Annotated in this window: 23 protein-coding genes; 5 read left to right on the top strand and 18 right to left on the bottom strand. The window is 71.3% G+C overall.

All coding sequences use genetic code 11. The features are described 5' to 3' along the window. Positions 1 to 34 precede the first annotated feature (34 nt). The 10 genes from ABZ860_RS19615 to ABZ860_RS19660 form a co-directional block, all read right to left on the bottom strand. Positions 35 to 382, bottom strand: coding sequence for an RNA polymerase-binding protein RbpA (locus ABZ860_RS19615; protein ID WP_079319880.1), 348 nt, complete (start codon positions 380 to 382; stop codon positions 35 to 37). Positions 383 to 457: 75 nt separating this feature from the next. Beyond that, positions 458 to 688: a preprotein translocase subunit SecG gene (gene secG / locus ABZ860_RS19620; protein WP_076441471.1), complete on the bottom strand. Its 231-nt coding sequence runs from the start codon at positions 686 to 688 to the stop codon at positions 458 to 460. A gap of 124 nt (positions 689 to 812) precedes the next feature. Next, positions 813 to 1592: a triose-phosphate isomerase gene (tpiA, locus tag ABZ860_RS19625; RefSeq protein ID WP_357221984.1), complete on the bottom strand. Its 780-nt coding sequence runs from the start codon at positions 1590 to 1592 to the stop codon at positions 813 to 815. Further along, positions 1593 to 2780, bottom strand: coding sequence for a phosphoglycerate kinase (locus ABZ860_RS19630; protein ID WP_357221986.1), 1188 nt, complete (start codon positions 2778 to 2780; stop codon positions 1593 to 1595). Continuing rightward, positions 2780 to 3784, bottom strand: a complete 1005-nt coding sequence (gene gap / locus ABZ860_RS19635) for a type I glyceraldehyde-3-phosphate dehydrogenase (protein ID WP_142559504.1) — start codon at positions 3782 to 3784, stop codon at positions 2780 to 2782. The genes ABZ860_RS19630 and gap overlap by 1 nt, the downstream gene beginning before the upstream one ends. A 293-nt stretch (positions 3785 to 4077) precedes the next feature. Then, positions 4078 to 5058: a DNA-binding protein WhiA gene (whiA, locus tag ABZ860_RS19640; protein WP_030507327.1), complete on the bottom strand. Its 981-nt coding sequence runs from the start codon at positions 5056 to 5058 to the stop codon at positions 4078 to 4080. A 63-nt stretch (positions 5059 to 5121) separates the two neighbouring features. Next, entirely contained in the window at positions 5122 to 6078 is a 957-nt protein-coding gene (gene yvcK / locus ABZ860_RS19645; RefSeq protein ID WP_357221989.1) for a uridine diphosphate-N-acetylglucosamine-binding protein YvcK, read from the bottom strand. Between the two features lie 222 nt (positions 6079 to 6300). Further along, positions 6301 to 7170, bottom strand: a complete 870-nt coding sequence (rapZ, locus tag ABZ860_RS19650) for an RNase adapter RapZ (RefSeq protein ID WP_079319418.1) — start codon at positions 7168 to 7170, stop codon at positions 6301 to 6303. Between the two features lie 251 nt (positions 7171 to 7421). Further along, on the bottom strand, positions 7422 to 9440 hold the full coding sequence (gene uvrC, locus ABZ860_RS19655) for an excinuclease ABC subunit UvrC (protein WP_357221991.1): 2019 nt from the start codon (positions 9438 to 9440) through the stop codon (positions 7422 to 7424). 122 nt (positions 9441 to 9562) lie between these two features. After that, positions 9563 to 10759: an NAD(P)/FAD-dependent oxidoreductase gene (locus tag ABZ860_RS19660; protein WP_357221993.1), complete on the bottom strand. Its 1197-nt coding sequence runs from the start codon at positions 10757 to 10759 to the stop codon at positions 9563 to 9565. Between the two features lie 54 nt (positions 10760 to 10813). Between ABZ860_RS19660 and ABZ860_RS19665 the strand changes: the two genes are divergently transcribed. After that, on the top strand, positions 10814 to 11506 hold the full coding sequence (locus tag ABZ860_RS19665; RefSeq protein WP_357221995.1) for a TetR/AcrR family transcriptional regulator C-terminal domain-containing protein: 693 nt from the start codon (positions 10814 to 10816) through the stop codon (positions 11504 to 11506). 140 nt (positions 11507 to 11646) lie between these two features. Here ABZ860_RS19665 and ABZ860_RS19670 read toward each other — a convergent pair whose 3' ends face one another. Together ABZ860_RS19670 and uvrA are read right to left on the bottom strand one after the other, a co-directional pair. Further along, positions 11647 to 12090 carry a Rieske (2Fe-2S) protein gene (locus ABZ860_RS19670; RefSeq protein WP_357221997.1) on the bottom strand — a complete coding sequence of 148 codons (444 nt, stop codon included), beginning with the start codon at positions 12088 to 12090 and terminating at the stop codon, positions 11647 to 11649. Positions 12091 to 12255: 165 nt separating this feature from the next. Then, a complete protein-coding gene (gene uvrA / locus ABZ860_RS19675) occupies positions 12256 to 15096 on the bottom strand; it encodes an excinuclease ABC subunit UvrA (protein ID WP_357221998.1) in 2841 nt (946 codons plus the stop codon). Between the two features lie 272 nt (positions 15097 to 15368). On the opposite strand from uvrA, the gene ABZ860_RS19680 reads away from it, so the two are divergent. The 4 genes from ABZ860_RS19680 to menC all read left to right on the top strand — a co-directional run bounded on the left by ABZ860_RS19680 (position 15369) and on the right by menC (position 19569). Continuing rightward, complete coding sequence (locus ABZ860_RS19680) at positions 15369 to 16169, top strand: maleylpyruvate isomerase family mycothiol-dependent enzyme (protein WP_357222000.1); 801 nt, start codon at positions 15369 to 15371, stop codon at positions 16167 to 16169. A gap of 12 nt (positions 16170 to 16181) precedes the next feature. Next, a complete protein-coding gene (locus ABZ860_RS19685; protein WP_357222002.1) occupies positions 16182 to 16826 on the top strand; it encodes an MBL fold metallo-hydrolase in 645 nt (214 codons plus the stop codon). 181 nt (positions 16827 to 17007) lie between these two features. Next, positions 17008 to 18402 (top strand): gluconate:H+ symporter, encoded by a 1395-nt coding sequence (locus ABZ860_RS19690; protein WP_357222003.1) that lies wholly within the window; start codon positions 17008 to 17010, stop codon positions 18400 to 18402. Positions 18403 to 18468: 66 nt separating this feature from the next. Further along, complete coding sequence (menC, locus tag ABZ860_RS19695) at positions 18469 to 19569, top strand: o-succinylbenzoate synthase (RefSeq protein WP_357222005.1); 1101 nt, start codon at positions 18469 to 18471, stop codon at positions 19567 to 19569. Positions 19570 to 19583: 14 nt separating this feature from the next. Here the strand turns inward: menC and ABZ860_RS19700 are convergent, their stop codons facing one another. From ABZ860_RS19700 to ABZ860_RS19725, 6 genes are all read right to left on the bottom strand, one after another. Next, a complete protein-coding gene (locus ABZ860_RS19700; RefSeq protein WP_030507339.1) occupies positions 19584 to 19880 on the bottom strand; it encodes a hypothetical protein in 297 nt (98 codons plus the stop codon). Between the two features lie 101 nt (positions 19881 to 19981). After that, the gene (gene pssA, locus ABZ860_RS19705; RefSeq protein WP_357222007.1) at positions 19982 to 20821 is read right to left on the bottom strand and encodes a CDP-diacylglycerol--serine O-phosphatidyltransferase; all 840 of its coding nucleotides are present in this window, start codon (positions 20819 to 20821) and stop codon (positions 19982 to 19984) included. Continuing rightward, positions 20808 to 21467 carry a phosphatidylserine decarboxylase gene (locus ABZ860_RS19710; protein WP_357222056.1) on the bottom strand — a complete coding sequence of 220 codons (660 nt, stop codon included), beginning with the start codon at positions 21465 to 21467 and terminating at the stop codon, positions 20808 to 20810. The genes pssA and ABZ860_RS19710 overlap by 14 nt, the downstream gene beginning before the upstream one ends. 138 nt (positions 21468 to 21605) lie before the next feature. After that, complete coding sequence (locus ABZ860_RS19715) at positions 21606 to 22619, bottom strand: TerC family protein (RefSeq protein ID WP_357222009.1); 1014 nt, start codon at positions 22617 to 22619, stop codon at positions 21606 to 21608. Between the two features lie 295 nt (positions 22620 to 22914). Continuing rightward, positions 22915 to 24027: a glycosyltransferase family 4 protein gene (locus ABZ860_RS19720; RefSeq protein WP_357222011.1), complete on the bottom strand. Its 1113-nt coding sequence runs from the start codon at positions 24025 to 24027 to the stop codon at positions 22915 to 22917. Next, complete coding sequence (locus tag ABZ860_RS19725; RefSeq protein ID WP_357222013.1) at positions 24024 to 25727, bottom strand: lipid II flippase MurJ; 1704 nt, start codon at positions 25725 to 25727, stop codon at positions 24024 to 24026. The genes ABZ860_RS19720 and ABZ860_RS19725 overlap by 4 nt, the downstream gene beginning before the upstream one ends. Positions 25728 to 25736: the final 9 nt, after the last annotated feature.

Consider the following 25736-nt stretch of genomic DNA (forward strand, 5'->3'; position numbering starts at 1 on the left):
CCGGCAGCGGGGAAGGGCCCTGACCGAGAAGCCCTCAGTAGATCGGGCGGGAGGAGGAGCGCAGCCGCTCCAGCGCCTCGGCGAGGATCTGCGCGCCGTCCTTGTCGCTGCGGCGCTCCTTCACGTACGCGAGGTGCGTCTTGTACGGCTCGTTCTTCGGCGGAGCAGGCGGGTTCGACTGGTCCTGCCCGGCCGGCAGTCCGCACCGCGGGCAGTCCCAGAACTCGGGGACGGCCGCGTCACTGGCGAAGCTCGGGCGCGTCTCGTGCATGTTCGCGCACCAGAACGAGACCCGCACACGGGGGGCGGCCTCGCCGCGTTCGGCCTCTCCCATGGGGCCGGCGCCGACTCGGCTGCCACGGATCGCGTTGCCACTACCCACCGATGAACTCCTTGCTCGATCGCCCCGCGGACGGGGGGAGGTGAATCTCTGTCACGCGTGGCCGGAGGCCGTCCGCTACGGCTTGAGCAGCAGGCCCAGCGCGATGATGCAGACGAACCAGACGATGCCGGTGATGATGGTGAGACGGTCCAGGTTACGCTCCACCACCGACGAACCGCCGAAGGAGGACGAGAACCCGCCTCCGAACAGGTCGGACAGGCCGCCGCCCTTGCCCTTGTGGAGCAGGACGAGCAGCACCATCAGAGCGCTCGACAGGATGAGGGCGATGGAGATTCCGATTGTCACCGTAGACCTGTTCCTATGTCCGGGCGTGCACGACGCGTTGTGCACGATGCCATCGGCGTGACGATTCAATTGTGTTCTTTGAGGGTACGACCTGATGTCAAGTCGCACCCCCCAAACGGCTCAGCTAGCCGGCGGTCTCGCCAAATCGGCAGATCTTGGCGAATTCTCCCGCGTCGAGGCTGGCCCCTCCCACGAGGGCGCCGTCGATGTCGGCCTCCGCCATGATGCCGGCGACGTTGTCCGACTTCACCGAGCCACCGTAAAGGATACGGACAACAGAGGCCACATCGTCACCGTAAAGCTCGGCGAGTCGCGTCCTGATGGCGCCGCACACCTCCTGGGCGTCCTTCGGCGTGGCGACCTCGCCGGTGCCGATCGCCCAGACCGGCTCGTACGCGATCACAATGGACTTCGCCTGCTCGGCGGGCACGCCCTCCAGCGCACCGTCGAGCTGCGCCAGCGTGTGCTCGACGTGGCGGCCCTCCTGGCGCACCGGCAGCCCCTCGCCCACGCACAGGATGGGCGTCAGCGAGTGCCGGTAGGCGGCCTTGACCTTGGCGTTGCACAGCGCCTCGTCCTCGCCGTGGTACTGCCGCCGCTCCGAGTGCCCCACCAGCACGTACGTGCAGCCGAGCTTGCTCAGCATGGCGCCGGAGATCTCCCCGGTGTAGGCCCCGGAGTCCTGCGCCGACAGGTCCTGGGCGCCGTAGGCGATGCGGAGCTTGTCGGCGTCCACGAGCGTCTGCACGCTGCGCAGGTCGGTGAACGGCGGGATGACCGCGACGTCCGCCTTGTCGTAGTCGCGGTCGGTCAGCGTGAACGCCAGCTTCTGCACCAGGTTGATGGCCTCGAGGTGGTTGAGGTTCATCTTCCAGTTGCCGGCGAACAGCGGCTTGCGAGCCATCTACTCCTCCAGCGCCGCGAGTCCGGGCAGCGTCTTGCCTTCGAGGTACTCGAGGCTCGCGCCGCCACCGGTGGAAATGTGCGAGAAGCCGTCCTCGGGCAGACCGAGCTTGCGCACGGCCGCCGCCGAGTCGCCGCCGCCGACCACGGTGAACGCCTTGGAGCTCACCAGCGCCTCGGCCACCGCGCGGGTGCCGCCGGAGAACGCGTCGAACTCGAACACGCCCATCGGGCCGTTCCAGAACACGGTCTGGGCGTCGGCCAGCTTCGAGGCGAACAGCTCCCGGGTGCGGGGGCCGATGTCCAGGCCCTCACGGTCGGCCGGGATCGCGGTGGCGTCCACGACCTCGTACGGCGCGTCGGCGCCGAACTCCGTGGCGGCCAGCACGTCCACCGGCAGCACCAGCTCGACCCCGCGGGAGGCCGCCTCCTCGAGGAAGCCCTTGACCTGGTCGATCTGGTCCTCCTGCAGCAGCGACTTGCCCACCTCGTGGCCCTGGGACTTCAGGAACGTGTAGGCCATGCCGCCGCCGATGAGCAGGCGGTCCACCTTGGAGAGCAGGTTCGCGATCACGCCGAGCTTGTCGGAGACCTTCGCGCCGCCCAGCACGACGACGTACGGCCTGGCCGGGTCCTCGGTCAGCTTGCGCAGCACCTCGACCTCGGCGAGGACCAGGTCGCCCGCCGCGTGCGGCAGCCGCTTGGGCAGGTCGTAGACGCTGGCGTGCTTGCGGTGCACCGCGCCGAAGCCGTCGCCGACGTAGAGCTCGGCGAGGGCGGCCAGCTTGTCGGCGAACTCGCCCCTGACCGCGTCGTCCTTGGACTCCTCGCCCGGCTCGAAGCGCAGGTTCTCCAGGAGGGCGACCTGCCCGTCCTGCAGGCCCGCCACCGCGCTCTGCGCGGACTCGCCGACCACATCCGTGGCGAACGCCACGTTCTCGCCGAGCAGCTCGGCCAGCCGCCGGGAGACCGGGGCGAGCGAGTACTTCGGCGTGACGGAGCCCTTGGGCCGGCCGAGGTGGGCCGCGACGACGACCTTCGCACCGCGCTCGATCAGCTTCTTGATCGTCGGCACCGACGCCCGGATGCGACCGTCGTCGGTGATCGTCTCCCCGTCGAGGGGGACGTTGAGGTCGGCACGCACGAACACGCGCCGGCCCTTCACGTCGAGCTCGTCGATTCCGATCATCAGAGGGAGGCGCCCACGTACTCGATGAGGTCCACGAGGCGGTTGGAGTAGCCCCACTCGTTGTCGTACCAGCCGACGACCTTGACCTGGTTGCCGATGACCTTGGTGAGGCCGGCGTCGAAGATGCAGGACGACGGGTCGGTGACGATGTCGCTGGAGACGATCTCGTCCTCGGTGTAGCTGAGGTAGCCCTTGAGCGCGCCCTCCGCGGCGGCCTTCAGCGCGGCGTTGACCTCCTCGACGGTGGTCTCGCGGCCGACCTCGACCGTGAGGTCGGTGGCCGAACCCGTCGGGATCGGCACGCGCAGCGCGTAGCCGTCGAGCTTGCCCTTCAGCTCCGGCAGGACCAGGCCGATGGCCTTGGCGGCGCCGGTGGAGGTCGGGACGATGTTCAGCGCGGCGGCGCGGGCGCGGCGCAGGTCCTTGTGCGGGCCGTCCTGCAGGTTCTGGTCCTGCGTGTAGGCGTGGATGGTGGTCATCAGGCCCTTCTCGATACCGAAGGTGTCGTTGATGACCTTGGCCATCGGGGCCAGGCAGTTGGTGGTGCAGGAGGCGTTGGAGATGATCGTGTGAGCGGCCGGGTCGTACTTCTCGTGGTTCACGCCCATGACGATCGTCACGTCTTCGTTCTTCGCCGGAGCGGAGATGATGACCTTCTTCGCGCCGTTGTCGGCGTGCACCTTGGCCTTGGTGGCGTCGGTGAACAGACCGGTCGACTCGACGACGACGTCCACGCCGAGGTCGCCCCAGGGCAGCTTGGCAGGGTCGCGCTCGGCGAACGCCTTGATCGCCTTGCCGTCAACGGTGATCTCGTCCGCCGAGGCCTTGACCTCGTACGGCAGGCGGCCCAGGATGCTGTCGTACTTCAGCAGGTGGGCCAGCGTGGCGTTGTCGGTGAGGTCGTTGACGGCCACGACCTCGATGTCCTTGCCGCTGGCCGCCACAGCGCGCCAGAAGTTGCGGCCGATACGGCCGAAGCCGTTGACGCCTACGCGGATGCTCACGGATCCGATCTCCTCGTACGTCGTGCGCCGGGGTACCGGCGCCAGGGCTGTGTTAAACCTCAATGACAGACCTTATCGGACCCAAATTGGTGTAGACCACCGGGCCGTGCTTTGACGGCGTGTCAGGCCGGACGAGCCGGTGAGCGGGCCCTTCCCCTGCGACGGCGACCCCGCCGCACCCCTTCCGCCCGGCACTCGCCCGGGCACCCGCGGACGCGCCGCCGGGCGGCCCAGAGCGCATGCGCAGGCCGTCCCGGCGCCCGGCGGGAACGCGATCCATCGGGACGGCGTCGCTACTGCGCGAGCATGTCCGCGGTGAGGTTGGCCTCGGTGTTGGCGATGCCGAGGTCCTGGGCGCGCTTGTCGGCCATGGCGAGCAGGCGCCGGATGCGCCCCGCGATGGCGTCCTTGGTCAGCGGCGGGTCGGCGATCTGGCCGAGCTCCTCCAGGGACGCCTGCTTGTGCTCCACCCGCAGCCGGCCGGCGATCACCAGGTGCTCGGGGGCCTCGTCGCCGAGGATCTCCAGCGCCCGCTGCACCCTCGCGCCGGCGGCGACGGCCGCCCTGGCCGACCTGCGCAGGTTGGCGTCGTCGAAGTTGGCCAGGCGGTTGGCCGTGGCCCGCACCTCGCGGCGCATCCGCCGCTCCTCCCAGGCCAGCACGCTGTCGTGGGCGCCGAGCCGGGTCAGCAGCGCGCTGATCGCGTCGCCGTCGCGCACGACCACGCGGTCGACGCCGCGCACCTCACGGGCCTTGGCGTGGATCTTGAGCCGCCGGGCCGAGCCGACCAGGGCCAGCGCCGCCTCCGGCCCGGGACACGTCACCTCCAGCGACATCGACCGGCCGGGCTCGGTCAGCGAGCCGTGCGCGAGGAACGCGCCCCGCCAGGCCGCCTCGGCGTCGCAGGTGGCCCCGGAGACGACCTGCCGGGGCAGCCCCCGCACCGGACGCCCGTGGTTGTCGATCAGGCCGGTCTGCCGGGCCAGCGCCTCGCCGTCCTTGTAGACGCGCACGACGTAGCGCGACCCCTTGCGCAGCCCCGCGGGGGCCAGCACCAGCACCTCTGCCTTGTGGCCGAAGACCTCGCCGATGTCCTTGATCAGCCTGCGGGCGGTGGCGTTGGTGTCGAGCTCGGCCTCGATCACGATGCGCCCGCCCACCAGGTGCAGCCCGCTGGCGAACCGCAGCAGCGTCGAGACCTCCGCCTTGCGGCAGCAGGGCTTGAGCACCGGAAGGCGGCTCAGCTCGTCTTTCACCACACCCGTCATGGCCATCAGCTCGTGTCCTCCCCCAGACAGACTCTGCCCGTCAGTCTCTCGCACCTGGCGAGCACGCAATCACCGCTTCTCACGGAAAATCTCATCCAGGACAGCGGCAAGACGTGGTCCGTCGTGGCGTGCAGATCCGTCAGAGGCGGCCACATCGGCCAAAACGACCCGCCCGCCCATCGACCCGGCCGCCTTCTCCAGCGCCCTCGGGTCGGCCACCACACCGCCGTCGGCGACCACCGCGTCGACGACCAGTTCGGGGGCGTGCTCTCTGAGCACCTCCAGGTGCCGTTCCGGCGAGAAGCCGTCGGTCTCCCCCGCCTGCGGCGCGAGGTTGAGGATCACCAGCCGCCTGGCACTCGTCCCGTGCAGCGCCCCGGCGAGCTCGGGCACCTTCAGGTGCGGCAGCACGCTGGTGAACCAGGAGCCCGGCCCGAACACCACCCAGTCGGCCGCCTCGATCGCCTCGATCGCCTGGGGGCAGGCGGGCGGGTCGGACGGCACCAGCGAGATCGAGCGCACCCGCCCGGGCGTCAGCGCGCAGGCGACCTGCCCGCGCACCGTCGTGATCGTCCCGTCCAGCTCGACCTCCGCCTGGATGTCGAGCGGCACGGAGGCCATGGGCAGCACGCGGCCGTGGGCGCCGAGCAGCCGGCCCACCCATTCCAGGCCCACGACGGGGTCGTTCAGCAGCTCCCAGAGCGCGACGATGAGGAGGTTGCCGACGGCGTGGCCGTGCAGCTCTCCCTCGCTTCTGAACCGGTGCTGGACGACCTCGCTCCAGGTCTGGCCCCACTCGTCGTCGCCGCACAGGGCAGCGAGCGCCATCCGCAGGTCACCGGGCGGCAGAACCCCCAGCTCGCGCCTGAGGCGCCCGCTGGAGCCGCCGTCGTCGGCGACCGTCACCACGGCCGTCAGGTCGTCCGTGACGGTCCTGAGGGCCGACAGGGAGGCGTACAGGCCGTGGCCGCCGCCGAGCGCGACGACTTTGGGGCCGCTCGCGGCGGCGGAGTGCGGGGGAAGCATCGGTCTGCCGGGGGTGGGGGACTCTCGGGAATGATCGGGGACGGAGGGGTCCGCGGGTTCTTCCGGGGCGGGGTCCTTCATCGTCCTCCTCGCCTCGCCACGAGCACCGCTCTGCGGAGCCGTGGCGCTCACGTCGTGCTGATCGACCCGGCTCCGGCGCCTGCCGGGGCTCGCCGTACGGGGTTCCGCCCGCGGGCCCGCCGGCGGCCCGGGCGGGTGCCGTCACTCCCGGCCTGTGTCCCGGTGGCTGACCTGGACGTCCATGCCGCGCTCGCGCAGGCGGGCGCCGAGCTGCTCGGCCATGGCGACGCTGCGGTGCTTGCCTCCGGTGCAGCCCACGGCGAGGGTGGCGTAGCCCTTGCCCTCGCGCGTGTATCCGGCGGCCACGACGCCGAAGACCTCCTCGTAGCCGTCGAGGAACTCCTTGGCCCCGGGCTGGCTGAGCACGTAGTCGCGCACCGGGGCGTCGAGCCCGTTCATGGGCCGCAGTTCCGGCACCCAGTGGGGGTTGGGCAGGAACCGGCAGTCCACGACGAGGTCGGCGTCGACCGGCAGGCCGTACTTGTAGCCGAAGGACACCACGTTCACCTTCAGCCCCGGGCGGTCCTCACCGCCGAAGAACGACACGATCTTCTTGCGGAGCTCGTGAACGTTCAGCAGGGACGTGTCGATGACGAGGTCGGCGTTGGCGCGGACCTCCCGCAGGATGCCCCGCTCGCGGTCGATCCCGTCGACGAGCCGCCCGTCGCCCTGGAGGGGGTGGGGACGCCGGACGTTCTCGAACCTGCGGACCAGCTCCTCGTCGCTGGCCTCCAGGAACACCACCCGGACGCCGACGCCGCGCCCGTCGAGCTCCTCGATCGCCGCGTTCAGGTCGGTGGTGAAGGCGAGGCTGCGCACGTCGACCACGGCCGCGACGCGGTCGGTCGCCATGTTCACCCGGCCCGCCTCCTCGGCGAGCGACGACAGCAGCCCCGGCGGCAGGTTGTCGATCACGAACCAGCCGAGGTCCTCCAGAGCCTTCGCGGCGGTGCTGCGCCCCGCCCCCGACATTCCGGTGATCACCACGAATGCCGGCTCAGTCGTGCTCATCGCCCGCTCACCGCCTCGCCGCCCATGTCAGCTCGCATAACGTCAGCCCCCGTACGCCGTCCACGCCGGGATGCCCGCCCGCCGGGGACCGGGCCCGCCTCCCGCGGGAGGAACCTTCTGGTGCCGGAGCATGACACCTCTTCACCTGATCGCGCCACCGCCACGCCGGGCGACTCCGACGGCGCCCTGCCTGCTGCCCTGCCTGCCGCCCTGGCCGGGACGGGACATACCGAGGTGCTCGCGCGAACACCTCACGACCCCTGCCCCGCCGGGGACGGGCTCTCACCGCGCAGCGCCGCGACGATCGCCTCGGCGGTCGCACGGCCGATGCCGGGGACCTCGCGGATCTCCTCCGCGCTCGCCTCCCGCAGCCGCTTCACCGAGCCGAAGTGCCGCAGCAGGGCCTGACGGCGTGCCGGGCCCAGGCCCGGCACGTGGTCGAGCGCGCTCTCCTTGAGCGATTTCGACCTCTTCGTCCGATGGTAGGTGATGGCGAACCTGTGCGCTTCGTCACGGACGCGCTGTAACAGGTAGAGGCCCTCGCTGCTGCGCGGCAGGATCACCGGCTGGTCGTCGCCGGGCAGCCAGACCTCCTCCAGCCGCTTGGCCAGCCCGCACACCGCGATGTCGTCGATCCCGAGCTCGTCCAGGGCGCGCTGGGCGGCCGCCGCCTGCGCCGGGCCGCCGTCCACCACCACGAGGTTGGGCGGGTAGGCGAACTTGCGGGGGCGGCCCGTCTCCGGGTCGATCGGCGTCCCCGCGCCGTGCCTGGCGGCGTCGTACTCGGCTCCGTCGTGCCCTGCCCCGTCGCGCCCTGCCGCGTCGTACTCGGCCCCGTCGCGCCCTGCCGCCTCGTCCGTCTCCGCGTCCAGCTCGCCCGTCGCCGCCCGCTCCTCCAGGTAGCGCTTGAACCGCCGGCAGATGACCTCGTAGATCGAGGCGACGTCGCCTTCCGCGGTCCTGATGGAGAAGCGGCGGTATTCGCTCTTGCGGGCGAGGCCGTCCTCGAAGACCACCATCGAGGCCACGACGTTCTCGCCCTGGATGTGCGAGATGTCGTAACACTCGATGCGCAGCGGTGCCTGGTCCAGGTCGAGGGCGTCCGCGATCTCCTGCAGGGCCCGGCTGCGCGTGGTCAGGTCGCTCGCTCGGCGCAGCTTGTGCTGGGCGAGCGACTCCTTGGCGTTGCGCTCCACGGTCTCCATGAGGCTCTTCTTGTCGCCGCGCTGGGGAACGCGCACGTCGACGCGGGAACCCCGCTGCTCGCTCAGCAGCTCGATCAGCGCGGCCTCGTCCGGGGGCCGCGCCGGCACGAGGATCTCGCGGGGGATCGTCGCCTCGCCGTACATCTGGAGCAGGAACTGCTCCACCAGCTCTCCGGGAGTGGCCTCCTCGACCTTGTCGACCACCCAGCCGCGCTGCCCGCGGATCCGGCCGCCGCGCACGTAGAAGACCTGGACCGCCGCCTCGAGCGGGTCCTCGGCGAGTGCGATCACATCGCAGTCGGTGTCGTCGCCGAGCACGACCGTCTGCTTCTCGAGGGCCCGTTGCAGCGCCTGGATGTCGTCGCGCAGCCGCGCGGCCCGCTCGTACTCCTCCACGGCCGCGGCCTCGCGCATCTCGCGCTCCAGCCGTTTCATGAAGCGGCCGGTGTTGCCGGCCATGAAGTCGCAGAAATCCTCGGCGAGGGCGCGATGCTCCTCGGGGGTGACCCTGCCGACGCAGGGCGCGGAGCACTTGTCGATGTAACCCAGCAGGCAGGGCCGCCCGATCTGGCCCGCCCGTTTGAAGACCCCCGCCGAGCACGTCCGCACGGGGAAGACGCGCAGCAGCAGGTCGACGGTCTCCCGGATGGCCCAGGCGTGCGAGTAGGGGCCGAAGTAGCGGGTGCCCTTCCGCTTGGCCCCGCGCATCACCTGCACCCGGGGGAAGTCCTCCCCCATCGTCACGGCCAGGTACGGGTAGGACTTGTCGTCGCGGTACTTGACGTTGAACCGGGGGTCGAACTCCTTGATCCAGGAGTATTCGAGCTGGAGCGCCTCGACCTCGGTGCCGACCACCGTCCAGTCCACGGACGCCGCGGTCGTCAGCATGGTCTGCGTCCGCGGGTGCAGGCCGGCGAAGTCCGCGAAGTACGAGTTGAGCCGCTGCCGCAGGCTCTTCGCCTTGCCCACGTAGATCACCCGGCCGCCCGGGTCGCGGAAGCGATAGACGCCTGGCGACTCAGGAATCGATCCGGGCGCCGGTCGATAAGTTGCCGGATCCGCCACACCCAAAGACTACTGGCCCCCGCCGACATTCCCGTCGTCCTCGCGGATGGTCGGACGACGAAGCAGCCTTTACAGCGTAGATCAAATATTCTTCCACGCCGACGGGTGGTGCGCTCGACGGATCAGGATGACTGGACCTCGTCGAAGAGGGCGAGGGCTTCGGTGGGGTCCGCGCTCACGAGCCGTTCCAGACCGGCCATCGTGAACTCCGCCCACTTGCCGGCCCGTGCCCACATCTGCTCCTCGAAGGCGCGGACGGCCTCGTCCAGATCGCCGGGGCCGGGGGCGGCGGCGACGGACTCGGCGAGTTCGGCGCCTTCCAGCATCGCGAGGTTCGCGCCCACCCCCAAGGGGGGCATCAGGTGGGCGGCGTCGCCCAGCAGCGTCACCTCGGGAACGTGGGTCCAGGTGTGGGGCGCGGGCAGGACGTAGAGGGGGCGGTGGACGAACGCGGTGCCGCGGCGGAGGAGGTCGAGGACGGGAGCGGCCCAGCCGTCGAACAGAGCCAGCAGGCTTGATCGCACGGCCTCGACGTCGGCCCAATCCAGGCCTGGGCTCCGGCCCGCGTCCAGGGTTGCGTCAAGGCCCGCGCGCCCGTTCAGGCCCAGATGCCGGTCCAGGTTCGTGTGCCAGTCCAGCGGCGCGCGGAACTGCGCGTACACCTTGACGTGGCCTCCGCTGTTGCGCTGGGCGACGAGGGCGCGGTTCACGCCGTGCACAGCCACGGAACCGTCGCCGATCAGCCGGGCGAGGTCGGGGTGGCGGGTGTCGACGTCGTCCAGGGAGGTCTCGACCACGGTGACGCCGGTGTAGTGCGGCGTCGCGGACGAGACCGCCGGGCGGACCCGGGACCAGGCGCCGTCCGCGCCGACGACGAGGTCGAACGTCTCCTGCCGCCCGTCCGCGAAGCGGACCAGCACGCCGTCCCGGGTCCCCGGCACCACCTCCGTCACACTCCGGCCCCACTGAACGTCCAGGGGGCCGAGCAGCAGATCACGGAGTTGCCCGCGGTCGATCTCGGGATTGGCCCGGTCGTCCGGACGGGGCCGCCAGTCGCGGAGGACGGTCCCGTCCGGGTCCAGGATGCGCATGGCCTGCCCCTCGGGGCGGGACAGCGCCTGGAACTCCGCCAGCAGCCCCGCCTTGTCCAGCGCGAGCTGGCCCAGCTTCTCGTGCAGGTCCAGCGTGCCGCCCGGGGGACGGGCGTCGGGGGCGGGATCGCGTTCGAGGACGGTGACGGGGTGATCGTGACGGTGCAGGACGCGGGCGAAGGTAAGGCCGGCGGGGCCGGCTCCGATCACCGCGATACGTTGTCTCATATCGATACACTGTATTGCCTTGAGACGCTGTATGACAACCGGTACGATGCCTGCATGACTGTGTGGGACCGGCCGGAGCCGCCGGCTCGCCCCGCGCCGCTCGACCGGGAACGAATCGTCGCCGCCGCCGTCGCGCTGGCCGACGAGGGCGGGCTGGAGGCGGTGTCGTTGCGCAAGGTCGCCGCCCGGCTGGACGTCGGCCCGATGCGGCTGTACGGGTACATCTCCACCAAGGAGGAGCTGTTCGACCTCATGGTGGACGAGGTTTACGCCGAGATCCTCCCCGAGGAGAAGCCCGGCGACTGGCGGGAGATGCTGCGCAGCCTCGCCCACCGCACCAGGCAGGCCACCCTCCGTCACGAATGGCTGGCCGACCTGCTCGGCGGCCGTCCGGCCCTGGGCCCGAACGCCCTCGCCGTGACCGAGGCCACGCTGGCCGCCTTCGACGGCCTCGCCGACCTCGAGACCGTCATGCGCGCTGTGGAGACCGTCAGCGCCTACTTCACCGGCGCGATCAGGCGCGAGATCGCGAACCTGCGGGCCGAGCGCGCCACGGGCCTGTCCGACCGCGACTGGCAGCGCGCCTCAGGACCGTACGTGAGGAGGATGCTGGCCACGGGCCGCTTCCCGGCGCTGGCGAGGTTCGTGCACGACGGCACGGAGGTGGATGCCGAGGTGTCCTTCGCGACCGGCCTGGACTGGGTCCTCGACGCCGTGGGCGCCAAACTCGCCCGGCCGCCGGCGTGACGCGCAGGATTTCCGGGTGACATCCGTGGCGCCGCGGTGCCGAGGCGAGGTCTCATGGCGCCTTCAGGCGACGGAGGGCTCGCCCGCCTGCCGCCACCGGGCGCCGGGCCTGCCCGAACAGCAGGCCCGGCAGCTCCCCGTCAGGCGAGGGTGATGCTGTCGCCGCTCACCGTGATCTTCTTCTCGGCGAGCGGCTTGGTCGCCGGGCCGTTGGTCACGGAGCCGTCCTTGGCGCTGAACTTGCTGCCGTGGCACGGGCAGACGATCTCGTTGTTCGAGACCCTCGCGACGGGGCAGCCCTGGTGGGTGCACTTCGCGCTGAACGCCTTGAACTGCCCGGCCTCAGGCTGGGTGACGACGACGTCCTGGTCCTTGAAGACCTTGCCGCCGCCCTGGGGGATGTCGGAGGTCTTCGCGAGCTCGCCCCCGCCCTGTGCGGCCTGAGACTGGTCGCTCTGGGACCCGTCCTGGTCCGCCGACGCCGTCGTGGCGTCCCCGTCGGAGGCGCCGCACGCGCTCAGCGCCACGGCCAGTCCGGCGCCTCCGGCACCGAAGATCACGGCCCGGCGTGTGGTATCCGTCATGCTCATCCTTCCCTGATGCGGCGGCCCGGGACGTCCACGGCCCCGGGTCCTTCCCCTGCGCGACGCGTCACCCTGTGTGTCCTCAGGTACGGCCATCACCCCGTGGCCGGTTCAGAGTGACGCGGTCGGAAGGAGAACAGTAGGGAGAAATCATGAGACGAACACTCATACGCCCAAGATCTTGCGGAGGAACGCGCCGGTGTGGCTCTCCTCGACCCGGGCGACGTCCTCGGGCGTGCCGGCGGCGATGACTTTGCCACCACCGGACCCGCCCTCGGGCCCCATGTCGACGATCCAGTCGGCGGTCTTGATGACGTCGAGGTTGTGCTCGATCACGATCACCGTGTTGCCGGCGTCCACGAGCCGGTTGAGCACGCCGAGAAGCCGCCTGATGTCCTCGAAGTGCAGGCCGGTGGTGGGCTCGTCCAGCACGTACACCGTGCGGCCGGTCGAGCGCCGCTGCAGCTCGGAGGCGAGCTTCACCCGCTGCGCCTCGCCGCCGGACAGCGTGGTCGCGGGCTGGCCCAGCCGTACGTAACCGAGACCGACGTCGTTGAGGGTCTGCAGGTGACGGCGGATGGCGGGGATCGCCTCGAAGAACTCCAGCGCCTCCTCGATCGGCATGTCGAGGACCTCGGAGATCGTCTTGCCCTTGTAGTGGACCTCCAGCGTCTCCCGGTTGTACCGGGCGCCGTGGCAGACCTCGCAGGGGACGTAGACGTCCGGCAGGAAGTTCATCTCGATCTTGATGGTGCCGTCGCCGGAGCACGCCTCGCAGCGCCCGCCCTTGACGTTGAAGCTGAACCGGCCCTGCAGGTAACCGCGGACCTTCGCCTCGGTCGTCGCCGCGAACAGCTTGCGCACGTGGTCGAAGACGCCCGTGTACGTCGCCGGGTTGGACCTCGGCGTACGGCCGATCGGCGACTGGTCGACGTGGACGACCTTGTCCACCAGGTCGGTGCCGACGACTCGGGAGTGCCGTCCGGGCACGGTCTTCGCGCCGTTCAGCTCCTTGGCCAGCGCGGCGTAGAGGATGTCGTTGACCAGCGTCGACTTGCCGGAGCCCGAGACGCCGGTGACCGCCGTGAAGACGCCGAGCGGGAACTCGACGTCCACCCCCTTCAGGTTGTGCTCACGGGCGCCCTTCACCACGAGCTGCCGCTTCTTGTCTCGCGGGCGCCGGATCTCCGGCGCGGTGATCGCCTTGCGGCCCGACAGGTACGCCCCGGTCAGCGACTCCTCGCTGGCGAGCAGGTCCTGCACGGTGCCGGACACGACGACCTGGCCGCCGTGCTCGCCCGCGCCGGGGCCGATGTCGACCACCCAGTCGGCGGCGGCGATCGTGTCCTCGTCGTGCTCGACGACGATCAGCGTGTTGCCCATGTCGCGCAGCCGGATCAGCGTCTCCAGCAGGCGCTGGTTGTCCCGCTGGTGCAGGCCGATGGACGGCTCGTCCAGCACGTACAGCACGCCGACCAGGCCGGAGCCGATCTGGGTCGCCAGCCGGATCCGCTGCGCCTCGCCGCCCGCAAGCGTGCCGGCGGCGCGGTCGAGCGTGAGGTAGTCGAGGCCGACGTCGAGCAGGAAGCCCAGCCGGGCGTTGATCTCCTTGACCACCCGCTCCGCGATGTGCATGTCCCGCTCGGACAGCCGCAGGCCGGACAGGAACTTGGCGCAGTCGGCGATCGACATGCCCGAGACCTCGGCGATCGAGGCCTCTCCGACGGTCACGGCCAGCGAGACCGGCTTGAGGCGGCGGCCCTTGCAGGCCGGGCACGGCACCTCGCGCATGAAGCCCTCGAACCGCTCCCGGCTGGCGTCGCTCTCCGACTCGGCGTGCCGGCGCTGGACCCAGGGGATCACACCCTCGAACTCGGTGTAGTAGGACCGCTGCCTGCCGTACCGGTTGCTGTAGCGGATGTGGACCTGCTCGTCGTGGCCGTGCAGGATCGCCTTCTGCGCCTTCTTGGGCAGCCGCTCCCATGGGGTGTCGAGGTCGAAGCCGAGCGCGTTGCCCAGCGCCTCGAGCAGCCGCACGAAGTAGTCGCTGGTGTGGCCGTTCGCCCACGGGCTGACCGCGCCGTCGCCGAGCGTGCGCTCGGGGTCGGGCACGAGGAGCTCGGGGTCGACCTCCATGCGGGTGCCGAGGCCGGTGCACTCGGGGCAGGCGCCGAAGGGCGAGTTGAACGAGAACGACCGGGGCTCCAGCTCCTCGAACGACAGGTCGTCGTAGGGGCAGTAGAGGTGCTCGGAGTAAAAGCGCTCGCGGTTGGGGTCGTCGTCGGGAAGGTCGACGAAGTCGAGCGTGATCGTGCCGCCGGACAGCTGCAGCGCGGTCTCCACGGAGTCGGTGAGCCTGCGCCGCGCGCTCTCCTTGACCGACAGCCGGTCGACGATCACCTCGATGTCGTGCTTCTCGTACTTCTTGAGGGTGGGCGGCTCCTCCAGCCGCACGATCGTGCCGTCCACGCGGGCACGGGCGTAGCCCTTGGTCTGCAGCTCGCGGAACAGCTCGGCGTACTCGCCCTTGCGGCCGCGGATGATCGGGGCGAGCACCTGGAAGCGGGTGCCCTCCTCCAGCTCGAGCACACGGTCGACGATCTGCTGCGGCGTCTGGCGGGCGATGGGGCGTGCGCACTGCGGGCAGTGCGGCTTGCCGATGCGCGCCCAGAGCAGACGCAGGTAGTCGTAGACCTCGGTGATCGTGCCGACGGTCGAGCGGGGGTTGCGGCTGGTGGACTTCTGGTCGATGGAGACGGCCGGGGAAAGGCCCTCGATGAAGTCCACGTCGGGCTTGTCCATCTGACCCAGGAACTGCCGGGCGTACGCGGACAGGGACTCCACGTACCGCCGCTGGCCCTCGGCGAAGATCGTGTCGAAGGCCAGGCTGGACTTGCCGGAGCCCGAGAGCCCGGTGAAGACGATCAGAGCGTCTCGCGGAAGGTCGAGCGAGACGTCCTTCAGGTTGTGTTCGCGTGCGCCACGCACGATCAGGCGGTCAGCCACGGTGGTCCCGATAGGTCGATGAGGTGAATGGAGGTGCACGGGCAGGCTATCCAGAGCCACCGACAATTTCGGGGGGCGTCGTCCGGCGGCCGGAAGGGGCGGCCCCGCGTGCTGTCGTGGGACACGCTCCGTGAACCAGGGTATGAGCTTCGTCAAACCTGTGCCCGGCATCCGCGCGAAACCCCTGCTCATAAAACCGCCTGGGGCGCCCTCCTCTTCCCGCGCGGTCACGGAGACGGCGGCCGGAGGCTTCAGGGTCCATGATTCTTTCCATGTCCGTTATCGACGAGATCGAGCGGGAGCTGGCCGAGGCGACCGAGCGCCTGCTGGCGACCGCCGCCCGCCTCACCGATGAGGATCTCCGCGCGCCGTCCCTGCTGCCCGGGTGGACGAGGGGACACGTGCTCACGCACGTCGCCCGCAACGCCGACAGCTACGTCAACCTGCTGGCCTGGGCGCGCACGGGGATTCGCACCCCGCAGTACGCGTCGGCGCAGGCCCGCGAGGCCGGCATCGAGGCGGGCGCCGGCCGCCCGGCCGGTGAGCAGCTCGCCGACCTGCGCGACAGTGCGGAGCGGTTCGCGACGGCGGTCAGAGGGATGCCCGCAGAGGCGTGGACCGCGTCGGTCTCGGGGATGAACCCGCCCGAGCACCCCGCCTGGTACGTCCCGATCCGCCGGCTCAGAGAGGTCGAGGTGCACCACGCCGACCTCGGGGCAGGCTACGGATGGGCCGACTGGCCCGAGACGTACGTGAGACGAGAGCTGTACGACACGATGCTCTGGCTCGGCGACGAGAGCCCGGTGGGCGAGGTCGTCGCCCTCGACCCGGCCACCGGCGAGGTCCTGAGGACGTGGACCGGCCTCGGCGACGGCCCGGCCGTGGAGGGGACGCCGCGCGAGCTGCTCGCCTGGCTCGCGGGCAGGACCGACGGCGCGGGCCTGCGACTCGCTTCGCCACAGGCGCGTCTCCGGCAGGCCGGGAGGGTGCCGTCCCCGCCGCCCTGGCCGAAGCCGTCCCCGGCGGGACTGCCCGCCGAGCCACCGTCGTCCTGGCCGCCCGCCGGGAGCTAGAGAGGAACGATCATGGCCTATACCGGAAACGTCACCAAGGGCGGACCCGCCGACGTACGCGAGGTGCCCGGGCTGACGATCTCGAAGATCGAGGTCGGCGACTTCGGCAACAACGCCTACCTGCTCCGGTGCACCGAGACCGGCGACGGGCTGCTGATCGACGCGGCGGCCGAGCCCGACCGGCTGATCGACCTCGTCGGCGACATGCCGATCAGCTCGATCGTGACCACCCACCGGCACCGCGACCACTGGGGGGCTCTGGAGGAGGTCGCCCGGGCCACCGGCGCGCAGACCGTCGCCCACCCCCTCGACGCCCCCGAACTGCCGGTGAAGGTCACCAGGGAGGTCGAGCACGGCGACCGGGTGACGGTCGGCGTGGTGACGCTGGACGTCATCCACCTGCGCGGCCACACCCCCGGCTCGATCGCCCTGCTCTACCAGGACCGCCACCTGTTCACCGGCGACTCCCTGTTCCCCGGCGGCGTCGGCAACACCCAGAAGGACCCGGCGCGGTTCGAGCAGCTGTTCACGGACGTGGTGGAGCGGATCTTCGACCGTCTTCCCGACGAGACGTGGGTCTACCCCGGCCACGGCAGGGACACCACGCTCGGCGCCGAGCGGCCGCACCTGCCCGAGTGGAAGGCCCGCGGCTGGTGACGTGACGTGACGCGCGCCCGGACGGCCGGCGTCCCGCAGCGGACCGCCGGCTCGTCCCGGCGCCCCGGTTCCGTCACCCGGTCGTAGTCACCGTCAGTCGGGCGCGCGTGAGCCGGTTCGCGTGATTCGGGGGGCTTCTGCGGGGCAGCGGCTACCGCACGACCGTCGGAGGAGCCCCGGAATGACCCCCCTCGCGAGCGCGGCCGCGTGGAGCGGCCACGACACCCGCCTCATCGTGGCCGCCCTGGCCGGCATCGCGGTCATCGTGCTGCTGATCACCAAGCTGCGGACCCACCCGTTCCTCGCCCTCGCGCTCGGCTCGGGCGTGCTCGGCCTGGCGGCCGGCATGGCCCCGGAAAAGCTGATCGACAGCTTCTCCTCCGGGCTCGGCTCGACCGTGGCCGGCGTCGGCGTGCTCATCGCCCTCGGGGCGATGCTGGGCAAGCTGCTGGCCGACTCGGGCGGCGCCGAGGAGATCGTGGACGGCATCCTGCGCCGCAGCGGCGACCGGGCCCTGCCGTGGGCGATGACGCTCATCGCGGTGCTCATCGGGCTGCCGATGTTCTTCGAGATCGGGCTGGTCCTGCTGATCCCCGTCATCTTGCTGGTGGCCCGGCGCAGCGGCCGTCCGCTGCTGCTGATCGCGGTCCCCGCCCTGGCGGGCCTGTCCGTCCTGCACGGCCTGGTGCCCCCGCATCCCGGGCCGCTGGTCGCGATCGACACGCTCAAGGCGGACCTCGGGCTCACGCTCGGGCTGGGCCTGCTGGTGGCGATCCCGACCGTGATCGTGGCCGGCCCGCTGTTCGCCCGGTTCGCCGCCCGATGGGTGCGGCCGGCGCCGCCCGGGCGCCTCGAGCGCGGACAGACCCAGGAGTCCGAGGACACGGCACCGGAGGAGGCGGACCGCCCCCGGCCGGGCTTCGGCGTCACGGTGGCCACGATCCTGCTGCCGGTCGTGCTGATGCTGGGCCGGGCCGTCGCGGAGATCGTCCTGCCGGAGGGCCACGCGGTGCGCACCGTGTTCGAGGTCCTCGGCACTCCCCTGATCGCCCTGCTGATCGGGGTGATCGTGGCGATGTTCACGCTGGGCCGCGCGGCGGGCTTCGGCCGGACCCGGATCTCCTCGGCGATCGCCGACTCGCTGCCGCCGATCGCCGGGATCCTGCTCATCGTGGGCGCGGGCGGAGGATTCAAGCAGACCCTGGTCGACTCGGGCGTCGGGAAGGTCATCGGCGAGGCCGCGCAGGGCGCGAACGTGCCTGTGCTGGTGCTCGGCTGGCTGATCGCCGTCGGGATCCGGCTGGCCACCGGTTCCGCCACGGTCGCCACGATCTCCGCCGCCGGGATCGCCGCGCCGCTGGCGGCCGGGCTCTCCCCCGCTCACCTCGCCCTGCTCGTGCTCGCCATCGGCGCCGGGTCGCTGTTCTTCTCCCACGTGAACGACGCCGGGTTCTGGCTGGTCAAGGAGTACCTCGGGATGTCCGTGGGCGAGACCGTCAAGAGCTGGTCGGTCATGGAGGCGATCATCTCGGTGGTGTCGTTCTGCTGCGTACTCCTGCTCGGGCTGGTGGTCTGAGGACCGGAAAAGGGCGTCCGTATAGTGGTCGGCGCACACCGTCCCACCCCTGGAGCCCGGCACCTCATGGAGATCACTGGAATCGAGCTGCGCCGGATCGCGATGCCGCTCGTCGCGCCGTTCCGGACGTCGTTCGGCACCGAGACCAGCCGCGACGTCCTGCTGGTCCGGGTGGTGACGCCACAGGCCGAGGGCTGGGGCGAGTGCGTGGCCATGTCCGAGCCGCTGTACTCCTCCGAGTACGTGGACGCGGCGGCCGACGTGCTGCGGCGTTTCCTGATCCCCGCGCTGCCCCGCGAGCCGGACCCCCAGGCCGTCGGTCCCGCCCTCGCGCCGTTCAAGGGCCACCGGATGGCCAAGGCGGCGCTGGAGGCCGCGGTCCTCGACGCCTCGCTCCGGATCACCGGCGAGTCCTTCGCCCGCTACCTCGGCGCCACCCGCGACCGCGTCCCCTGTGGCGTCTCGGTCGGGATCATGGGGTCGGTGGCCGAACTGCTCGACACCGTCGGGGCGTACGTCGAGGAGGGGTACGTACGGGTCAAGCTGAAGATCGGGCCGGGGTGGGACGTGGCGCCGGTCCGCGCGGTCCGCGAGCGGTTCGGGGAGGAGCTGCTGCTCCAGGTGGACGCCAACGCGGCCTACACGCTCGCGGACGCCCGTCATCTGGCCCGGCTGGACGACTTCGATCTCCTGCTGATCGAGCAGCCGCTGGCCGACGACGACCTGGTGCAGCACGCCCGGCTCGCCCGGTCGATCCGCACGCCGATCTGCCTGGACGAGTCGATCGAGTCGGCCGCCCACGCGGCGGCGGCGATCAGCCTCGGCGCGTGCTCGGTGATCAACATCAAGCCGGGGCGGGTGGGCGGCTACCTGGAGGCCCGGCGCATCCACGACCTGTGCCGCGCCCACGGCGTCGCGGTCTGGTGCGGCGGCATGCTGGAGACCGGGATCGGCCGGGCGGCCAACGTCGCGCTGGCCGCGCTGCCCGGCTTCACGCTCCCGGGCGACACCTCCGCCTCCCGCCGCTACTTCCACACCGACGTGACCCCGCCGTTCGAGCTGGACGGCGGGCACCTCGACGTCCCGGACGGCCCGGGGCTGGGCGTGGACCCCCTCCCGGACGTCCTGGACGAGGTCACCACGGCGACGGAGTGGATCCGGCTGTAGACGGCCCGCACCGGTCAGGCGTCGCCAAGGGCAGGGTGCGGGCGGGGCTCGCCGGTGGTGAAGACCTTCACGATGCGGTCGGCCGCGAGAGCGGGCTCCTCCGCGCTCTCCACCACGTCGCCCCAGGACCAGCGGTAGAACCAGCCGTCCGACATGGCGACGCAGTCCACGGTCTCGGTGAACAGCGCCGCGTCCGGGTCGCGGACCTTCAGCGACGGCGGGTCGGGGCGCAAGGACGCCTCCAGTCCCCGCAGCTCAAGCTCCCGGGCCAGTTTGCCGAGGAAGTACGTCCGGGTGTGCTCACGAGGCATGGCGACCAGGGCTCCATTGGACTAGGCGTTTTCTCCACGTGATTGGCCCGGGCCCAAGGTGGCGGGCCCCAGCCGACCGGGGCCCTGTTCGTGCGACGACGTCAGCCCGCGTTCTCCGAGCGTCGTTCCCTGCGTTGCTGCTGTTTGAACATGAGAACGCGAAGCGGAATGGCGGACACGATCGCGATCTGCATGGTGGCGCCCACCTTGATGAGCTGGTCGCCGCCCGCCAGACCGGCCGCCCAGATGGTCAGGCAGGCCACGTTGATCAGCATCCAGGCCAGCACGACGGCGGCCAGGTTGCCCTTCGGCTTGGGGTACTCGATGCGGCTGACCATGAGCCAGGCCACGGCGAAGATGGCGGCGAGCGTGATGTAGTTCGGCTGGAAGAGCAGCACGATCGACACCACGGTCATCGCGCCCATCGGGATCGGCAGGCCCATGAAGTCGCCGCTCTTGGTCTTCACGCAGGCGAAGCGGGCCAGCCGTACGACTCCGGCGAGCAGGACGGATCCGGCCGCGACCAGCACCAGCCACAGGGGGAGCTTGCCGGAGAAGCCGGCCCAGATCATCACCATGAAGGCGGGCGCGAAGCCGAAGCTGATCACGTCGGCGAGGTTGTCCAGCTCGGCGCCCATCGCGGACGCGCGGAACTTCCTGGCCACCAGGCCGTCGAACAGGTCGCAGGTCGCGCCGATCAGCAGCAGCACCACGGCGGTGCCGAAGAAGCGCGGGTCGGGGACGAACTTGACGCCGGCCTGCAGGTTGCTGATCGCCGACCAGGCGAGCACGCAGACGGCGAGGAACCCGCTGAGGGCGTTGCCGAGCGAGAGGGAGTCGGCGGCCGACAGGCGGAAAGCCTTGCCGACGGGCCCGCGCGGCTCATCGGCCACCTCCTCCACCGGCCAGGCGGCGTCGGCCCCGAGGTCAGACGTGGTCAAGACGTGTCACCCCCGCGACGGTCCGGGTGCCGACGGTGACCGCCGGCCTGATGCCCTCGGGCAGGTAGAGGTCCACCCGGGAGCCGAAACGGATCAGCCCGACCCGCTCGCCCTGGGCGACCTTGGCGCCCGCGAACAGGTACGGCACGATGCGGCGCGCGACGGCGCCGGCGATCTGCACCATCTCGATGTCCCCGAGCGCGGTGTCGAAATGCCAGACGACGCGCTCGTTCTTGTCACTGTCCTTGTTGAACGCGGGCACGAAGCCGCCGGGCACGTGCTCGACCGAGGTGACCGTGCCGGCCGCGGGCGCCCGGTTGACATGCACGTTGAGCGGGCTCATGAAGATCGCGACCCGGGTGCGGCCGTCCGGCCACGGGTCGATGCTCTGCACGACGCCGTCGGCGGGCGAGATGAGCCTGCCCTCGCCGGGCGCGCGCTCGGGGTCGCGGAAGAACCACAGCATCCCGCCGGTGAGGGCGGCGAGCGGCGCCGCGGCCAGCGCCCAACGGGGCGACCTGCGGGTGAGGACGGCGGTGGCGGCCGCCGCCGCGGCGGTCGGAGCCAGCCACGGGGACACCCCGCGTGCGAGCCTGACTCGGCCCCGGGCACTTCCCGCGAGCCCGGATTCAGGGCCGCGGGGCAACGATTCGTTGGACACAGATGACCTTTGTACTCTTCTGGCGACTATGGACCGGCATGCGAGCTAACGATCGATATTACCGATCCGGCAGTCAATGCGTGGCACAACGAGAACAAGCAAACAGGGTGAGTGCCCGTTTTGCTAGCCCTGCGGGGCTTCCGCCTGCGACGCCTCCGTCTGAGATGTTTCCGCCGGAGTAACGGTCCTGTCGTCGCGGCGGGCCTTGATCAGACTGGCGACGGTGGTCACGGCCATGGTCACGCCGATGACCGCCAGCGACACCCAGATGGGGATCTGAGGAGCCCAGGGGACGTCGTTCTCGTGAAGTGCTTCAAGAATCAGCTTAACCCCGATGAAACCGAGGATGAACGCCAATCCGTAGCTGATGTAGACCAGCCGCTGCAGCAGTCCGCCGAGCAGGAAGTAGAGCTGACGCAGTCCCATCAGGGCGAACGCGTTCGCGGAGAACACGATGAAGGCCGCCTTCGTGAGGCCGAAGATGGCCGGAATCGAGTCGAGGGCGAACAGCAGGTCCGTGGTGCCGATGGCGATCATGACGATCAGCATGGGCGTCACCATGCGCTTGCCGTCCACCCGCACGGTCACCCGTGAGCCGACGTAGTCGGGGGTGGTCGGGAAGACCCGCCGGGCCCAGCGCAGGAGGATGTTCTCGTTGAACTCCTCGTCCTCCTTGTTGTGGTCCCGGATCAGCGTGTACGCCGTGTAGATGAGGAAGACCCCGAACGCGTACAGCAGCCAGCCGAAGCGGCTCAACGCGGCGGCCCCGATGGCGATGAAGATCCCGCGCATGACGAGCGCCAGGACGATGCCGACCAGCAGGACCTTGTGCTGGTAGATCCGAGGCACCCCGAAGCGGGTCATGATGATGTAGAAGACGAACAGGTTGTCGACGCTGAGGCTGTATTCCGTCAGATAGCCCGCGAAGAACTCGCCACCCGTCCCGGGACCGGCCCAAACCGTTAACCCGATGCCGAACAACACGGCCAGGCAGACGTAGAAGCCCACCCAGATGCCGGCCTGCCGCATGGAGAACTCGCGTGGTTCACCACGATCGACGATCACCAGGTCGATGGCGACCACGACAAGAAGACCCACGATGACCAGGGCCCACAACCACAGGGGCGCATGTACCACGATTACCTCCGGCGCGCGCTGAACACACTGCCGGAGGTCTCTCCCGCCCGCACGCGCACGGCGGACCGACGGCCCCGGGTGCTGACACCGTGATGACGGGACCGCCGCGAAGGGATACTCCCCCCCAACCCGTCCAGTATATGGATCAGACTTAGCCTCACCTAATCGTTGCCGGAATGTCGGTGCTCGTCGGCGAGAACAGGCGACAGCTCACCAGGCAGACGCTCTTGTGTCACCGGACCGAGAGGGTGGTCGCACCCTCCCGCCACACCGGTCGCCGCCACACCGGTCGCCGCTACGACGCGAGCCCGTACGCCGCGAGCACCGCCCGCAGCGCCGCCTCCTCGTCGGGCAGCTCGCGGCCCCGCCGTACGGACGCCTCCGCCAGGCGGGCGGCCAGGGCGGGATCGCCGAGCAGGCGGCCGATCTCCCGGCTCAGCGCGCCGGGGTCCTGCGGCGGCACCAGCAGGGCCGCCTCGCCCACCATCCCGGGCACGCCGCCCACCCGGGTCGCGATGATCGGCCTGCCCGCCCGCAACGCCTCCTGGACGCTCAGCGGCTGCCCTTCCCATCTGCTGGGCACGATCACCGCCGTCGCGACCTGGAGCAGGTCGGCCGGCTCGGCCCAGCCGTACAGGACCACGGGCAGTTCCTCGGCGTCGACGCGGGCCTGAAGCTCCTCGCGCAGCGGTCCGTCGCCCGCGATCACGAAGACCGGATCCCCCTTGTAAGGCCCGGCCGCCGCGTCGAGCAGCGTCTCCAGGCCCTTCTGCTGGGCCAGCCGGGCGACCGTGAGCAGGATCGGCCGTTCCCGCGCGGCCTGCGGCGCGTCCGCCGCCCCGGACAGCCGGGCGGCGATCTCGGCCCGCACGTCCTCGGCCGGCCGGGCGGGTTCGGCCAGCGGCGGCGCGGGCACCACCGCGAGGTCGACCCCTCGGGCGCCCCTGGCCCGCATCCGCTCCGCGACGTCCGGCGAGATCGCCAGAACGCGGTCCGCACGCCGGGCGACGATCCGTTCCAGCAGCCGGTAGACCGCGCCGATCGCGCCGCCCGCCGTGACCGCGTTGTGCAGGGTGACCACGAGGCGCGGCCATCCCCGCGACCCCGTCAGAGCGAGCGCGGCCAGCGCGCCGGCCCGCAGGCCGTGGGCGTGGACGACGTCCGCGCCGCGGGCGAGCCCGCGCAGGCGCAGGGCGGTCCGAAGGTCGTGCGCGGGGTGCGGCCGATCGGCGATCTCGACCTCGGCGAAGCCCGCGCCGGTGCCGGTGAAGGAGAACGCCTCCTCGGTGCTGCCTGGACCCGCGACCAGCACGCGGTGCCCCCGCGTGACCAGTCCGGCGGCGAGCATCCGCACGTGCCGCGCCACGCCCCCCACGCTCGATCCCAGCACGAGCACGACCCGACTCATGCCCTCTCCTCGCCTCCGGCTCGGCCTGGCCCGCTGATCCGCTCGCTCATACCCGCCTCCTCGATCGGTGGCTCCGCCGGGCTCGCGCCTCTCCCGCGTCTCACTCCGGACAGGGCGGCGGTCAGGTCCCCGCGGTCCACGAGCCCGGCGACGAGGACCCCCGCGACCACGGCTGTCAGACCGGCCAGAGCGGCCGTCAGGAGGCCACCCCACGGGCCCTCGCCCGACAGGGGAAGCCGGGCGGCCGCCGCGCCGGCGAGGAAGCCCGCGCCCCCGCCCAGCAGGGCGGCCAGACCGGCCCGCGGAACGCCCTGCGCGGACCGCGCCCCTCGCGCCCGTACGACGGAGGCCAGCAGCAGTCCGGCCCCCACCGTCATGCCGGTCGCCTGGCCGAGCGCGAGCCCGCCCAGCCCCCAGCCGTCCGGGAGCACGAGGACGAACGCCACCTGGGCCACGGCCACGACCAGCCACCCGGCGACCTGTCCCCGGGCCGCCGCCCTGCCCTGTCCCGCGGCGTACAGCACCCGGCTGAGGTGGGCCACCAGGCCATACCCGACGAGCCCCGGCGCGAACAGCGCGATCCCCCGGGCGAACTCCGCCGCGGCGACCTCGGTGTCGGCCTGGGCGAGGAAGACGTGCGCGACCGGCATCGCCACCGCGGCGAGCGCGCCGGCCGCCAGGCCGCAGACCAGCACGACCGCGCGCGTCGTCCGCGCCGCCAGCGCCGCGAAGCCCTCGTCCTCGGCCTGCGCCCGCGCGGCGAGCGCGGGGAACGCGCTGGTCGCGATGGGCACCGCGAGCACGGCGTACGGCACCTGGTAGATCGCCCACGCGTAGTTGTAGGCGGGCAGCACGCCCCCGCCGACACGGTTGGCGACCGGAATCAGGATCGCCGCGGCGGCCTGCTGGGCGACCAGCGCGCTCAGCCCGGCCAGGGCGAGCCGCCGCACCTGTACGGCGACGCCCTCGGGAAAGCGGAGCGTGGGCCGCCACCTCAGGCCGAGCCGCCACGTCGGTCCGACCACGGTGACGACCAGAGCCAGCACGCCGAGCGTCGTACCCGCAGACAGCGTGATCTCGGCCGGTCCCGGCACCGTGGCGGGGTCCTTGTGGCCGCCGCTGAGCGGCCCGAAGGCCAGGTAGGCGACGATGACCACCGCGCTCGACACCAGCGGCGCCAGCGCCGGCCCCGAGAACCGGCGATGGGCCTGCAGCACGCCGTAGAGCACCACGGCCAGGCCGTACAACGGGATCTGCGGCGCGAACACGACCAGCATGCGCGCGGCGACGGCGGCGACCTGGCCGACGTCGCATTCTCCGACCCCGAAGGCGACGAGCAGCCGCGCCACCGGCGCCGCGAGCAGCGCGGTCAGCGCCGCGAGCGGCACCAGCAGCACGATCACCCAGGTCAGCAGCGCGGAGGCGATCCGGCCGACCTCCGCACGCGCCTCGCCGTCCGAACGGGCGGCGGCGCCGGCGAGCACCGGGACGACCATCCCGGCGAGCGCGCCGCCCACCACGACCTCGAAGACGATGTTCGGCACGTTGTTGGCCGTGTAGTAGGCGGTCGCCAGGCAGTTCGTGCCGACCGTGCGCGCGAACGCCAGCTGCTTGGCGAAGCCGGTCACCCGCGCCAAGACCGTGATGACCCCGATGAGGACCGCCGCCCCCGCGATTCCCGCCCCGAGCCGTCTAGCCATGCCGCTTAT

It is taken from the genome of Microbispora sp. NPDC046973 (assembly GCF_040644495.1).
Lineage (GTDB): Bacteria > Actinomycetota > Actinomycetes > Streptosporangiales > Streptosporangiaceae > Microbispora.